Consider the following 13,320-nt stretch of genomic DNA (forward strand, 5'->3'; position numbering starts at 1 on the left):
CGGCGCTGTCAGGCGACGCGCCGCTGCCCCGACCGCGAGAAGGTGGGCAGGGTCGGATAGCGGTTGTCCGGCAGCCCGAAGCCCTCGTCCTCGTGCAGCTGCAGGAGGCGGACCGTGACGCTCTGGCGGCGGCCGTCCCGCAGAGAGCGCAGCATGGCCAGGTCGGTGCGGTTGGCGGCATAGACGCTGAGCCAGTGCCCGGTGGCGGGATCGCGCCGGGCGGCGTGGTACTGGCCGTTGAGGAAGCTCTCCACGATCCAGGGCGTGCGGCAAACGGCGGCGCGGCCGAAGCGAGCGCGCCAGTAGCCGTCGTCCTGAAGGTAGAAGATCGAGCCGAGGGCGATGGTGCCGACGCCGAGCGGGTTGTCGCCGCCCTGCCGGCGCTGCGCATGGTACTGGCGTAGCATCGTCACACCTCCCAAGGATTGCTGTCGTCGCGGTCACGGCGAAGCTCAATCAGATGCTCGATGGTGAGTTCGGCGTAGGGCGCGAGAGGCACGATCATGGCTTCCGGCTCGGCGATCTCGCGAGGCTCGGAACCAATCCAGAGCAGGAGAGGATCGGCATTGTCGGGAGCGTCCAGGTCTTCGACCTGGGCGAAGAAGGTTTGCATGGGGGCGTCCCAGCCAACGGAAACTTCGGTCCGTGACCGACGCGCGGGGATGTCGTGGCGGCTCATGTCAGCCGGCTCAGAACGGGATTTCGCAGTCGTCGAAGACGGGCTGCGACGGGGGCACGAAGCCGGGTGTGCTCAGCCGGTAGCCGTCGTAGCCGTAGCGGTCGCACATGACGTTGGCGAAGCGACCGGCGGCGGTGCGCGAGGCGAAGTGGTAGGGGTGGCGGGACGTCTTGACGTGGCAGCGACCGTAGAAGCCCTCGAAGCCCTCCTCGTGGACGTCCTCGAAGAGGATGGTGGTCAGCGCCGGCGGGCGCGGCAGGGCTACGGAGGCGAGCAGGCTGGTGGACATCGCTGGAATCCTCGCGCGCCGGGCAGGCCGTCAGGCCACCCGGTGAGGTGAAAAGGGCAGAAGCGGGGAGCGACCGGCGCCCCGAAGGGCGCCGGGGCGCGGGCGTCAGAAGGGCACGTCGTCGTCCAGGTCGGCCTTCGGCGCGTCCCAGCCGGAGCTGCCGGCAGCACCCGCTTCCGCGCCCGCCCGGGCGCGCTGGCGGCCACGGGCGCGGGTGCTGCCCTGCGCGGTGCGCTCGCCGCCCCCGGCCGAGGCGCCGGCCTCGCCGCGCGCCTCCCGGTCGCCCGACTGGTTCGGACTGCCGAGCATGATGAGCTCGCCGCGGAAGGGCCGCAGAACCACCTCGGTGGAGTAGTGGTCGGTGCCCTGGGCGTCGGTCCACTTACGGGTCTCGAGCTTGCCCTCGATGCTCACCAGGTCGCCCTTGTGCAGGTAGCGCTCGGCCACGTCGCGCAGGCCCTCGGTGAAGATCGACACCCGGTGCCACTCGGTGCGCTCCTTGCGCTCCCCGTTGCCGTCCTTCCAGCGCTCGCTGGTGGCGAGGGTGAAGCTCACCGCCCCGCCGCCGTTCTGGAAGGTGCGGGCCTCCGGGTCCGTGCCCAGGCGACCAATCAGCAGAACCTTGTTCATCGAACCGGCCATCGTCTTATCCTCTTCATTCTCTCTCCTCGAAGAGGCTTCCGGCCCGTGCCGGTCGCGTCTCCTCGGGTGCGGTCGACCAGAGACGCGGTGGCGGGCGGTCCTACCCCTGAGGCATGTGAGGGAGGGGGTTGGGGTTGCGACGCAGCGGGGCATCGCCCCGTGCACGGCGCGGCCCCGGCCCCTGACCGAGAATGCCGAACCGCAGGCGCTTTGCCCGGCTTCGGGGAAAGCGGGGGTAGGAGCGGCCGACACCGTGGCTCAGACCGCAGCAACACGAGGAGATGCGGCCGGCACGGGCAGGCAACCGACACATCTCTCCCCACTCTCGTCCTTCGGACATCTCCCCCGCTCCTTTCGGGCTATCTCTTCTCCCCCCCCCCTTCTCCTCTCTCCTCCTCCCTCCCTCCCTCGCTCAGGCGGCTTCGGCCGCCGCCTCCGGGTCAGGCAGGTCGTCCAGGAAGGCCCAGTGGTAGGCGCTCAGCGGACCGAGATCGCCCCACTCCACCTCGCCCGTCTCGTGCAGGGCCCGTAGCTCGTCGGCTGCCGCGGCGACCCGGGCCTCGATCGGATCCACTGGGGACTCTGGCAGGGCGACCGGGAAGAAGGGGGAGCGAGCCCCCTGCCCCGGCTCCGCCAGCAGGGCCACCTGACGGCGCTGGAAGGCCACCATGTGCCGGGCGAGGAAGGCGTCGGTCTTGCTCTGCCCGGCGGCGAAAGCGGCCCGCCGCGCGGTCTGCCCGTAGGCCTGACTGTCGACGGAGGCCACGCGCGGGTGGTCGCGCAGGGCGTGCATGGCCTCGGATTTGACCCCGTAGAGATGCAGCCTCGCCGGGGCGTCCCCGAGCGCCCGATCCAGCGTCTCCACTACGCGCAGCACCCCGTCCGTGCCGCCGACCTGGCGACGGCAGACGCTGCCGACACCGAGCACCGGGGCGTGCTCGACGCCCGGTAGGCGGTCGAGGCAGTGCAGGTAGTGGTCGGGGTGCCAGCCCTGCACCACGGGGGCGAGGCGGTCGGCGATGCCGCGCTCCTCCGCCTCGCGGAGGCAGCGGATGTAGAGCCGCACCGTGCAGGCGATGCGGTCGAGGATCTCGGCGTCGTCGCGGGCGATCTCCGGCTCGACACAGAGATCCATGGCGGAGAACCAGCGCCAGGGGGCTGCGGCAGCGAGGTCCATGTAGGCGGTGACGGTCCAGGGATAGAAGCCGTAGCGGGCCATCGCCACGAAGCCGGCAGAGTCCAGGGTGGCGTCGAGCCCGGCGAGACGCCGTAGCGACCGGTGGTCGAAGCCCACCCAGTCGCGGACGCCGATACGATCCGGGCGCCAGATCGAGAAGGCATTGGCGCTGAGCAGCACCGGCGTCCGTAGGCGCCGGGCAGCAGCGAGGAGAGGCCCGTCCGCGAGGTGCGGCAGGCCGAGCAGGAACTCCGGCACCGTCAGAACAGCGACGGCTGATCGGAGGCCCAATCCGCGGCACGCGGGCGGGACAGCTCGGCGACCGGCGCCTTCTCGGGCTGGTAGCGGGCCTGTAGGCGGTTCAGCAGGGCCCGCTCGCCGGCCTCGGTCTCGCGCGCGAGGGTGGAGCGGAGGCGGGCGACCAGCCCGGCCGAGCGGAGCCGCGCGATCACCGCGCGTTCCAGGTCGGAGAAGGTGAAGGCCGGGCTGCCCCAGCACGGGTGGGCGGTCAGCTCCTCGAGAAAGCGCAGCTTGTCGGCGGTGGAGGTGAAATACTCCGCCCAGAACCCGTGCACGTCGTAGTGCGCGATCAGGCCGAAGTGCTGGCACAGCACGCGGTAGAACTTCAGGGTGAAGCGCTTGCGCGGGAAGTCCTCGGCGATGAAGGCAAGCAGCTGATTGCCGAAAGCGGCCTTGGCCGCGCCGTCATCGAACTTGGTGATGGTGAAGTCCTCCGCTCGCAGCAGCGGGTTCTGAAAGCTGGCGACGGCCATGGCGTTCGGGCCTCCGTGGGGGTTTCTCTGAACCCCTCACGGCGGGCGCGGCGTCGGTGGCCGGGGCAAGGGCGCGCGGCTTCGCGCGGGTGGCGCCAGCCACCTTCCCTTGCGGCGGACGACGCGGCGCGGCAGCACTCTCCTGCTGTTCTTCTCCGCACCGATACGCGCGCTGGGCCGTGTCAGGTGGCTCCGCTGCGGAACACCTTGAGGGCTTCCTCCTCCGGCATGGCGTTCAACCATGCCTTCACCTTCCACTTCACTTTGATCTCCTCCGAGGCCAGGAGCTGCGCCAGCCGATCGGCCGTCAGTGGCTTGGTCTGCATGATGCCGGGGCCATCGGTCAGGGTGTAGAGCGCGCGGTTCTTCAACGAGCGCTTCAGATCACGCCGTGCGATCCAATCCGAAAGCAAATCGTCCACGATCCACTCTGCGTCCTGCACGATCATGTGCGGCTCGCCGCCCGTGGACGTACCGATGTCCACCTGCGGGAGGGTCTTGCCGTAGTCGTCCAGGCGTACCCGCAGGGTGTTCGGCAGCACGTTGGTAGGACCGCCAGTCCCGTGGTTCTGGGCGTAGCCCTCCTTCCTGCCGTCGATCCAGACGTCGGCGTGGAAGTTGCTGGTTTCCTCGCTCAGCTGGGCGCTGTAGCTGACCTTGCGAAGTTCGATCTTCATGGTGGCTTCTCTGCCCCAGAGGCCGCGAGGCGCCGGCTCGGCTGTCGGCCGAGGTGGCATCGCCCGACACCGCGCATCCCGGCCGGTCCGTGGCCCGTTGCAGGGGCAGCACGGATGGGATGGGAACCGATGACCGAGGCGAAGGATGGAAAGGCGATCAAGGTGAACCGGGCGCCGGTGTTGACGCTCTGGGCCGCGGTGGTGGCCGAGCGGCTCGGGCACGACCGGGACGCCGCGATCACGCTGGGCCGGGCCGTCGCCGGGTCGAGTGCCCGCGTGAAGGCCAAGGCCATCGGCATCGCCGAGGACGCGCACGAGGCCGGTGATCTCCGCGACGAGGCGCGCAAGCAGGGTCAGAGCAAGCAGCGGCCCAAGGCCGTGCATCTGCTCGGCCGCGACGTGCCGGTGGTCGAGGAGAAGGGTGCGCTACGCGCGCTGGACCACGACAAGGCGGCATCGCCGAAGGCAGCGGCCGGCTACGTCGAGCGGGCTCTCGGCAAGGATCTCGCTGCCGTCAGGCAGGCGATGGAAGCCCTGGCGGGCTCGATGGAGCCGGAGGAACTGAACCGGATCGGCTTCCGGCTGTACGAGCACTTCCGGCCGGAGGTGCCGGCCGGCGCCAAGGGCTGGGGCGCCAAGGGCGTGCTCGACCTCGGCAAGATCCGCTCAGCCGGTGGCTAATCAGCCACCTGTGCGCGGCGCCTAGCTCTGATCCCAGGCGACGATGGTCAGTCGCTGGTCCGGCGAACAGGCGTCGATCACCGAGGGACGCATGGTGACGTACCAGGCCTTCACGATCGCGGCGGCGGCCAGGTCTGGAACCGCTCGCACTGCGGGAAGAATATGGCGGGCGTCGGCGCTGTAGATCCTGGGATAGCCGTCGGACCGGAGCAGCACCGCGTCGCCGGTTTTCAGTAGCTCCTCGAATGGGTCGATCCCCATGGCGCCGGTGGTCCAGGTCGCCAGGATGGTGTCCCGGTCGAGGTTGCGGTTCCACTCCTCCGGCGTCTGCGTCGTGACGCTGATCTGCCAGCCTGCCATGCCCGTTTCCTTCTCCATCGCCTGGTCCGGACTGTCGCACGGACGCGGCGGACTGGCTGCCGAAAGCGCATCCTCGGCGCGGTCCTGCCCGCGAAGCGGTGCAGGATGGTCTGCCAGAAACGGCGGGTGCGGGCCGCCAGGGCGGGGTGCGGCCGCATCACGCGGCGTCCTGCGGCTGGCGCACGGACAGCGCCACGGCCACCGGCCGCACCCAGATCGGCAGGGTCGAGAGCATGAAGCCCTCCCCCGACCAGGCCAGCAGCAGCGTCCGGCCCATGGTCTCGGCGATGGCCTGGGCGGCGTCGGGCGGCACGGCGTTGCCGATGCGCTCGCGCCAGTCGGCGTCGCTCAGCCCATCCAGCTCGGCCTGCTCCTCGGGGTCGATCAGCGACTGCAGGGCGCACAGCTCGGCCGTGGTGAAGGGGCGGTGCCACGTCCCGTCCAGGGCCCGGATGCGGGCCACCACCCGGTCCGACGCCCCCGGCAGCGTCGGGCGGGGGTCGGCGACGCTCCAGCGGCCGTTGTCGTAGCCGGCCGCCGCGCTGACCGCGCCCGTGGACTGCTGCCACGGCACCACGCCGTAGTGCCCGGCGCCGTAGTAGTCGTCACCCTTCTCGCGCTCCATGCGAGGCCGGGGGTCGGCCACGGCGAAGGTGCCGTTGGAGGGCAGGCTCTCGCCGGCTACAGTGCCGGAGGTGGCGTCCCAGGGCACCACGCCCAGCGCCCCCGAGCGGCGGACCTCGCCGCGCGGGTCGGCCACGCACTGCCCGGTGCCGTGGGCACCGGTCACGGCCCGCCCGGCCCCGTCCCAGGGGACGATGCGGAACTCGTTGGAGTGCTTGGCCGGGCCGGTGTGGCGCGGGTCAGCCACGGCGAAGCCGCCGGCCCCGACCGCGGCCTTGCCGATCACCACCTGCGAGGGCTGGTCGAAGCGCTTCACGCCGTACTGGCCGAAAGCGGCCACGCCGTCGGCGCGGCGGGGGTCGGCGACGCTGTAGGCGCCATTGGACGGGCCGGAACGGCCCGCCACGGTGCCGGCCGGCTCCTCCCAGCGGTTCACGCCCAGCACGCCGCCGCGCCACTCGCCACAGGGGGCGAGGGCGTAGTCGCGCAGCAGCCCGTCCTCGACGGCCAGCTTGCCCAGCGAGCGCCAGTCGCTCCCGGCCTCGACGAAGGCGAGGCGCACCCAGGTCGCCCAGTGCAGCATCGGCACCCGGTGCATCGGCCCCGCGACTGGGTCCCCCGGCAGGGGCATACGCGACAGCACGTCTCCCACCCCGTGCAGCGAGCGCTTCGGCGGCTCGTACAGGAACGGCTTCACCTTGGCGGCGTGCCGGGCGACGAGTAGGAATCTACGGCGCGACTGCGCCAACCCGCCCAACTCTCCGCAATCGTGCGTGGTCTCGGCCACGGCGTAGCCGTAGGCGCGCAGCAGGCCGGAGATCTGGTCCAGCAGGTGCCGCCCGCGCGAAGCGATGCGTGGCACGTTCTCCAGCAGGATCAGCTCTACCGGATCGTCCCGATAAGCCTCAAGCGCCAGCCAGATGCCGCGCAGCGTCAGGCGGTTCAGCGCCTGATACTTCCTGGTCTTGCTCTTGGTCTCCGAGAGCAAGCCGGAAAAGCCTTTGCAGGGCGGGCTGGTGAACAGGACGTTCGGGCGCTCGTGGCCGAAGGCCGCGCGCACGTCGTCCACGGTGGCCTCGCGCCAACCGATCGGCGGCTCCTTGCCGTGGAAGTCGCGGTACTGCTCGCGGTCGAACAGGTCCATGCAGGTGCCGGGCACCCCGGCCAGGCGGCCGAAGTCGCGGATCGCCGCGGCGTCGACGTCGGTGCCGCCGAGGCAGCGAAAGCTGGCGGACAGGTTGCCCACCCGCGAGGTGGCGCGATTGAAGCCGCGGGCTCCCCCGCCGAGGCCGGCGAACAGGTGGGCGTGCAGGATGGTGGCGTGGCCGTGCTCGGAGATCATGGCGCGAGGCTCCAGAAACGCGAACGGCAGGGCCTGGGCCCTGCCGCACGCGACGTCGGTGATGGACTGGGGGTGTGGGGTGAGGCGCCGCGGCGCGCCGGGTTCAGTGCAGCGTGGGCAGAACCGGCGCCCGCGGGAGCGCAGCCGCGCGGCGCATCCCCTCCTCAGCCAGCTGTCGTGCGATCGGCAACACCGGCGCGAGCCCGGCCATCCGGGGCGTCAGCTCGGCGAGATCCGCGCCGGGGTGCAGCCGCTCGAACGCCTCGACAGCCTCGACCTCGTTGCTGGCCTGCACGGTGCCGGTGACGGCATCACCGGCCGGCGTCGCGCCCCGGTAACTCCACTCCAGTCGGAGCGGCTCAACCGGCTCGGCCGGCGCGGCGTCGAGGCGCTGCACCGGGCCGACGAAGAGATCCAGTCCCTTGCGGCAGACCAGCACGTCGAGCCGGGTGTGCAGCATCTCGGTCGAGCACGCGCGCGCCTCGGCGAGGTCATCGCCGGCGATGGCCAATGCGTCGAGCAGCGCGGCACGGCTGTTCGGGCTTTCCCGCACGATCAACTTGTGGACGCAGGCCCAGCGCTGAACGACGCCCGGGTTCGCCTGACGGCGCGGGCCGCTCTCGGACTGGCCGACCGACCAGCCCCAGCCGTGGTCGTTGGCGCTGACCTCGACCACCAGGGCCGGGCGTTCGGCATGGCGGAAGGCATGGCCAGTGCCGGGGAAGCCCTGGATCGGGCTCCAGCCGTCGGTGGACAGGCCGAGGTCCTCGGCCGCCGAGCGCAGGGCGCGCTCAACCAGGGTGCTCATGGGGGTCAACTCCCGTAGGGGATGCGGTGCGCCGGGGACGAACCGTCTGTTCCGGTCTTCTCGTCCTCGACCCCTCCCCCGCGGGCGTGCCCGGCACACGGGGGCAAGGGCGAGCGGAGCGAGGGAGCGCAGCGACGCACCCTTGCGGCCGGGGGGCGGGCGCGGCAGGCGCTTCCGGGTCCTTTTCTCCTCCCCGTTTCTCCTGCTCCAGCCCCTCTCCGTGGATCCTTACGTGGCCCGCCAAAGGCGGCGCATGGTCCCGCCGAGATAGGCGAAGGCGAGCATCCCCACGGCCATCAGCACCGCGCCGAAGATCCCGAAGAACCACGCCGTGGTTGTCATCAGGGCGCCCGGGTCGGCCAGGTGGTCGCAGATCTCCTCTTCCGAGCGCCACGGACTGGCAGCCGCACCGGCGGCGGGCAGGCCCTGCCGAGGCAGGTTGGCGCAGGCTTCCCGAAGCAGGGACGCGCTCGCACGAACCTGCGCGGCCGCTGCCGAGGTGGTCTCCAGCACAGGCTGAGCCTGCGAGACCGAGGGGAGGCAAAGAGCGGCGAGGACCGGAAGCATGTGGCGGCAGACGCGCATGAGGAAGATTCCTTGATGGGCTTGTACCGCTCTCGATCGGGAAGATCGGCGCGAACGGAAAACCGGAGGGCCGTTCCGTCAGGGTTCGCGTCGGCAGACGACGTACTGGGCACCCCCGAACGCCTCGCACCAGGCCGAGCGCGCGGTCTTGTAGCTGTCGTCCATGCCGTCGAAATGGCCGCCCTGGAACGGCATGGCCACGGTCTCGATGGCCTTCTGCTCCGGCCCGCCGGGCCAGCGGACGTAGATCGAGCCGTGGTCGGTGTTGCGTACGGAGAAGCGCACACCCGGGAAAGACTGCCGTAGCTGGACGCGGATGTTGGCAGCCGCCAGCTTGCCGCTGTGCCGGTCGTCACCCTGTCGCAGGCGGGCATGCTCGGGTGCATGGCGCAACCGGTGCAGCTCGGCGGCGTGCGCCTCGTCGGCGGCCGCCTTCTCGGCCGCCCGGCGGGCGTCCTCGGCTTCGGCGTGGACGATCGCCGCAGCAATCTCGGCGGCGTTGCCGCAACCGCCGAGCAGGCGCCAGCCCGAGCCACGTAGGATGGCCTCGGGCAACCGGAGGGTGAAGGAGCCGGACAGGAAGACGATGTCGTAGGTCTGCCGCCCGCCGGTCTGGGCGAGGCCGCCCAGCACCGGGCGCAGCGGAGCAGGCCGGGGATCGTCGTGGACCGCGAACACGAAGCCTTCGCCGCGGTCGTAGAGCCTGGTCGAAACGCGCGTGCCGATGCCGATCATGACCGGGGCGGTGGTTGCGGCCACCGGGGCAAGGCGGGCATTCGGGAAAGCGAGGACGGTGTTCACGGCGGTGATCCTTCTGCTGTGTCTCGCTTCTCCGAGACCTCAGCCGAGGGCCGCGCTGACCCGGGCGGGGCAAGGGCGCGCTCGCGCGGGCGTCAGCCCCTGCCCTTGCGGCGGCCGGGGTGGCGCGGCAGGCCCATCCTATCCTCCCCTCTCCCCTCCTTCCTGGGCTATGCTGCCCTCTCCATCAGCCTTCGATGCCGTGACCCTTTCCGAAGCCCTTGCCACCCCGATCGTCGATCTCCGGTCCTTCTGGCTGGAGGCGCGCTGCTGCGGCCGACATCGGTCGCCGATGTGGTTCCACGCTGCGAAACGGCCACGCGACCTGCTGTCCGATTTCGCCTTCGAGTACGCCTGCCCGGAGTGCGGGGTGATGCCGGCGCTCACTCTGCTGCGCTCGGAGCGCACCGGAGCGCCGGCCCAGGGCTGGCGGCTTCATGTGTGCGAGGTGTTCGATGACTGAGGTTTCGCGCGAGCACGCCGCACGCTAGAATCCAGCAATGTCAAAGCGCTTCCTCACCGACGTCATCCAGCAATCCAGTGACCTGAACGGCGTGACGTCCGGCCGCCTGGCGGCCGACATCATCGCCGCGATCAAGACCGAGATCATCGAGAACGGCCGCTTCTCGCTGCCCGACTTCGGCTCCTTCACGGTGCGCGAAACGCCGAAGCGCTCGGCGCTGAACCCGCGCACCGGCGAGAAGGTGGCGGTGAAGGCCGGGGCGACGGTGAAGTTCAAAGCCTCGCCCTCGCTCAAGCTGGCGGCCTTCGCCGGGGCCAAGAAGGCCAAGCGCAAGGCGACGAAGGCCGCCAAGGGCGACTGATCGCGCATCCATTGCGCGGTTTGCCGCCGGCCGAAGCCGGCGGCGCCCGCCGTCAGGCGGGTTTGCGATCGTCGGCGCGCTCGCTCTCGCGCTTCCAGCCGAGTTCCAGCTTCACGAAGCCCGGAATGGAGAGGGTGAGACTGGCGCTGATGGTGGTCTTGCCGGTGAGGTGCCGCAGCAGGCGGCGGATGGTGCGCCCGGCGCTGCGGGTCAGGGTCTTGAGATAGGTCGCGGTCTTCATGGTGTCGCTCCGTCGTATGGTTCTGCCGTGATCGGCGGAGACGACAGGCGGACCATCGCGGGGCGCGTCACCCCGAAGGGGGCGAAACAACGTGGAGGACCGTTAGGTTGAAGCGGCCCGCGATGGTCCGCAGGCTCCGCTCACATATCATGGTGGGACTATTCGGCCGAGCAGAAGCCGTGTGGGACGGGACTGAGAACAATCCCAGCTTCGGCGCTGCCTATCTGACGTATTGTAGACAGCTAAGCTCAGGCCGCCGCTGGGAGGGGGTAGCTATCTCTGCACCCGACCCTTCCACGACCTTGGCGCTCGCCGACGCAAAGTCGGACGTGGAAGGAGAAGCAGACATTGCGTCATCGCAGATACAAGCGGCTGCTTCGATTCGTCACCCGACCCGATGGCCATCACTGGAGGGCGACCGATGTGCTTGCGGCTGACAGGCCGCGAGGTGTGGCATCGCGTATCAGCGTTACCCGCTTGATTGCTTCTCGTCCGGCACACCGCTCGTCGTTGGCGCGGCTAGCCGGCCATCTGTCAACCGCTCCAGCGTCCCCACAAGGCTTTGGGCCATGGGTGACCAGCGGCTGAACGAGGCGCGCGACAGCGTCGTCTGTTCAAACGTCTCGTTCACTCTGGCCAGATCGCTCAAATTTCTAGCAAAGGTTAACAGCTCGTCATCCTCACTGGTGGAGGTAGCTTCAATGTAGGCGGCGAGCGTGAGGAGGCCTTCGATTGCGACGGGAATGCCGTCAGCATTGAATCCTTGAGTGGCGGTGCGCAATTCGGTCAGAGAACGCCGCCATTCGCGAATGGCGCTAGCTTGAGCCTCGCCCTTGATGCGTCGATGGACAACTGCGTCGGCAAGGAGGTGGAGCCGTTCCGGCGCTTGGTCAAGCCAGCGGTCGATGATCGGCATGGCAACCTGCGTCGGAGACCGAGAGATCGTGCGGGCATCGGCGGCAATCGTCGTAATCCGGCCGGGACGATAGCCGAGCTCCTCGCAAATCTCCCTTTGCAGGAATCGCAGTTCGGCGATGTTGATCGGCCACCAGCGTTCGAACTCCTGTGCGCGATAGAAGGCGATCGCATCAACAACTATCCGGCTGGCGTCGGCATCCCTTCGGCGAAACTCCACCAGGCAGAAGGAAGCGAACTCCTCTCCGGCGCCGTCTGGGGCGAAGTCTCGGAACGGATCGACGAGTACTGCTACGGCGCGCGTGCTCGGCTTGACCCGCAGAAGCGCGATTATACGCGCGATCTGATCGATCTTGCCCCCGTAGCGGCGTAGGCGCGCTCCGTGCAAGTATGGGATGCGCGGTTCTAGCTGCGATCGATCGAGCTGCCACCATTCGACCAACTCGCGTAGCCAAGTCTGGCGCTCATCGCCTTGCAGATTGTCGGGAACGGCGTATGCGGTTGGCAGCGGGAGAGTTCTGCCGTCATCGTCAGGCAAGTCCAAATGCACAATGAGTATACCGCGTCTCGCGTCTGTTCGAGCAACGGCGAGAGCGCGCGCGTAGACCTCGTCAAGGTTGGAACCCTCGACGGTCACAGGCGCGTCGGGAGACACGACAACGGTTTCCGCCGGACGAACGCCGGTTGTCCAGAGGCGGCGCAGGATTGGGCTCGGTCGAAGATCCTCTGTCCCCGATCTTGGAAGCGGTATCGGCTCAATTTTCACTTCGGGCGTGTGGGGCAACCCGTCGAGCGAGATCAGTCGCACCGCATCGGTCTCCTGTCCGACCCCGAAGGTTGCACCCGATATGACAAGGACGCGGTGCATGTCGTCGGCATCGTTGGTGTAAATGTGGTCGAAGTAGGTCGCGGGTTCGTGTTTGTGACCATGAACGACGACACCGACGCCGCTCCCACTCAGCCAAGCGCGTACCTGCTCGAGGTTGGATATGTCGGCGAAGGGTTTGAGTTCCTCGCGCAGGCTGGGTGAGCGGAGATGATGGTGCATCACCGCAATCTTGAGCTGACGGCCGCGGTCCGGTTGCGGTGTGGACGCGACAATCATGCGCAGTGCTTCCAATTGCTGGTCGGAAACGCGGGCCATGTCGTAGCGAGCCAAGGCCTGAAGCTGCGACCTCAGCTTTGCCGCGACGGCTGTGTCGTCGGCTGCAATCGTATCGGGTATCCCGTCCCAAAAACTCCGCAGAGGCTCCGGTAGGTTCGACGTGACGTGCGACCAGTTGCTGGTGTTGACCGGGTAGACTGCCCAACTTCGGTCGGCAGCGACCAATCGGTGACGATCAAGCGCGGATGCCGGCGAGGTATCAATGCCGTCGAGCCATGGCACCACGCAGCTGTGGCCGCGCCAAACGCGAGAGAAGCTCTCGTATCGCAGCGGCGAACCTGGCGCGGCGTCCTGCGGCACGTCATGGTTGCCTGGCACAGCGACAATTTTCTCCGCCGCTACGCCGAGGTGGTCTGTCACGAGTTGGTAAACCAGTTCATGCCCACCGGCTGCGCCTCGACTTTGCGCGTCGCCAGAGAAAAGCACGCCGTCGAGAAGGCGCTCTTCAGCTGTCAGTCGCTCGGCCAGACGCTGGAAGAGAAGGCGAAGCACATCTTCCCGCGTGCCGGTCGGGATATCAGGAATGTCGACTTTACGATCGTCCCGCCTAAACGTCTCGCCAGCGGCGGACACATGAGGATCGGTGATGTGAAGGAAGGTTGCCCGGTCAGCCATACCCCTATCTAGCGGGCCCTTGCGGACCGGAACATCATCTGAAGAGGGCAGCCCCATGTAAGTCCCGTAAGCGAAATAGCTTGCATGTCGGCAAATCCGACATTACAAGACGGCCTGGGTCTCAG

Annotated in this window: 17 protein-coding genes; 3 read left to right on the forward strand and 14 right to left on the reverse strand. The window is 68.9% G+C overall.

Annotation, left to right across the window (positions count from 1 at the left end; genetic code table 11):
- Nucleotides 1–8: 8 nt before the first annotated feature.
- The 7 genes from NRP21_RS18335 to NRP21_RS18365 form a co-directional block, all read right to left on the reverse strand.
- Nucleotides 9–407, reverse strand: a complete 399-nt coding sequence (locus NRP21_RS18335) for a hypothetical protein (protein WP_257717682.1) — start codon at nucleotides 405–407, stop codon at nucleotides 9–11.
- Nucleotides 408–409: 2 nt separating this feature from the next.
- Nucleotides 410–679 carry a hypothetical protein gene (locus NRP21_RS18340; protein ID WP_257717683.1) on the reverse strand — a complete coding sequence of 90 codons (270 nt, stop codon included), beginning with the start codon at nucleotides 677–679 and terminating at the stop codon, nucleotides 410–412.
- Between the two features lie 10 nt (nucleotides 680–689).
- The gene (locus NRP21_RS18345) at nucleotides 690–968 is read right to left on the reverse strand and encodes a hypothetical protein (protein ID WP_257717684.1); all 279 of its coding nucleotides are present in this window, start codon (nucleotides 966–968) and stop codon (nucleotides 690–692) included.
- Nucleotides 969–1,073: 105 nt separating this feature from the next.
- A complete protein-coding gene (gene ssb / locus NRP21_RS18350; protein ID WP_257717685.1) occupies nucleotides 1,074–1,610 on the reverse strand; it encodes a single-stranded DNA-binding protein in 537 nt (178 codons plus the stop codon).
- Nucleotides 1,611–2,022: 412 nt separating this feature from the next.
- Nucleotides 2,023–3,045, reverse strand: a complete 1,023-nt coding sequence (locus tag NRP21_RS18355) for a deazapurine DNA modification protein DpdA family protein (RefSeq protein WP_257717686.1) — start codon at nucleotides 3,043–3,045, stop codon at nucleotides 2,023–2,025.
- Between the two features lie 2 nt (nucleotides 3,046–3,047).
- Entirely contained in the window at nucleotides 3,048–3,560 is a 513-nt protein-coding gene (locus NRP21_RS18360) for a hypothetical protein (protein WP_257717687.1), read from the reverse strand.
- Between the two features lie 182 nt (nucleotides 3,561–3,742).
- Nucleotides 3,743–4,237, reverse strand: a complete 495-nt coding sequence (locus NRP21_RS18365; RefSeq protein ID WP_140883847.1) for a hypothetical protein — start codon at nucleotides 4,235–4,237, stop codon at nucleotides 3,743–3,745.
- Nucleotides 4,238–4,366: 129 nt separating this feature from the next.
- On the opposite strand from NRP21_RS18365, the gene NRP21_RS18370 reads away from it, so the two are divergent.
- A complete protein-coding gene (locus tag NRP21_RS18370; RefSeq protein ID WP_257717688.1) occupies nucleotides 4,367–4,918 on the forward strand; it encodes a hypothetical protein in 552 nt (183 codons plus the stop codon).
- A 21-nt stretch (nucleotides 4,919–4,939) separates the two neighbouring features.
- Here NRP21_RS18370 and NRP21_RS18375 read toward each other — a convergent pair whose 3' ends face one another.
- The 5 genes from NRP21_RS18375 to NRP21_RS18395 form a co-directional block, all read right to left on the reverse strand.
- A complete protein-coding gene (locus tag NRP21_RS18375) occupies nucleotides 4,940–5,296 on the reverse strand; it encodes a hypothetical protein (protein ID WP_257717689.1) in 357 nt (118 codons plus the stop codon).
- A 139-nt stretch (nucleotides 5,297–5,435) separates the two neighbouring features.
- Nucleotides 5,436–7,244 (reverse strand): DNA cytosine methyltransferase, encoded by a 1,809-nt coding sequence (locus NRP21_RS18380; protein WP_257717690.1) that lies wholly within the window; start codon nucleotides 7,242–7,244, stop codon nucleotides 5,436–5,438.
- A gap of 103 nt (nucleotides 7,245–7,347) precedes the next feature.
- A complete protein-coding gene (locus NRP21_RS18385) occupies nucleotides 7,348–8,052 on the reverse strand; it encodes a hypothetical protein (protein ID WP_257717691.1) in 705 nt (234 codons plus the stop codon).
- 228 nt (nucleotides 8,053–8,280) lie between these two features.
- Nucleotides 8,281–8,637 carry a hypothetical protein gene (locus NRP21_RS18390; protein ID WP_257717692.1) on the reverse strand — a complete coding sequence of 119 codons (357 nt, stop codon included), beginning with the start codon at nucleotides 8,635–8,637 and terminating at the stop codon, nucleotides 8,281–8,283.
- 78 nt (nucleotides 8,638–8,715) lie between these two features.
- Complete coding sequence (locus NRP21_RS18395; protein WP_257717693.1) at nucleotides 8,716–9,438, reverse strand: LPD29 domain-containing protein; 723 nt, start codon at nucleotides 9,436–9,438, stop codon at nucleotides 8,716–8,718.
- Between the two features lie 199 nt (nucleotides 9,439–9,637).
- Here NRP21_RS18395 and NRP21_RS18400 point away from each other — a divergent pair, with 199 nt between their 5' ends.
- Nucleotides 9,638–9,898 (forward strand): hypothetical protein, encoded by a 261-nt coding sequence (locus tag NRP21_RS18400; protein ID WP_257717694.1) that lies wholly within the window; start codon nucleotides 9,638–9,640, stop codon nucleotides 9,896–9,898.
- Nucleotides 9,899–9,935: 37 nt separating this feature from the next.
- Entirely contained in the window at nucleotides 9,936–10,259 is a 324-nt protein-coding gene (locus NRP21_RS18405) for an HU family DNA-binding protein (protein WP_257717695.1), read from the forward strand.
- Between the two features lie 52 nt (nucleotides 10,260–10,311).
- Here NRP21_RS18405 and NRP21_RS18410 read toward each other — a convergent pair whose 3' ends face one another.
- Together NRP21_RS18410 and NRP21_RS18415 are read right to left on the reverse strand one after the other, a co-directional pair.
- Nucleotides 10,312–10,500 (reverse strand): hypothetical protein, encoded by a 189-nt coding sequence (locus NRP21_RS18410; protein ID WP_257717696.1) that lies wholly within the window; start codon nucleotides 10,498–10,500, stop codon nucleotides 10,312–10,314.
- Between the two features lie 469 nt (nucleotides 10,501–10,969).
- Nucleotides 10,970–13,195, reverse strand: a complete 2,226-nt coding sequence (locus tag NRP21_RS18415) for a metallophosphoesterase (protein WP_257717697.1) — start codon at nucleotides 13,193–13,195, stop codon at nucleotides 10,970–10,972.
- Nucleotides 13,196–13,320: the final 125 nt, after the last annotated feature.

The sequence above is a fragment of the Roseomonas populi genome (assembly GCF_024594815.1).
In the GTDB taxonomy this organism is placed as follows: domain Bacteria; phylum Pseudomonadota; class Alphaproteobacteria; order Acetobacterales; family Acetobacteraceae; genus Roseomonas; species Roseomonas populi.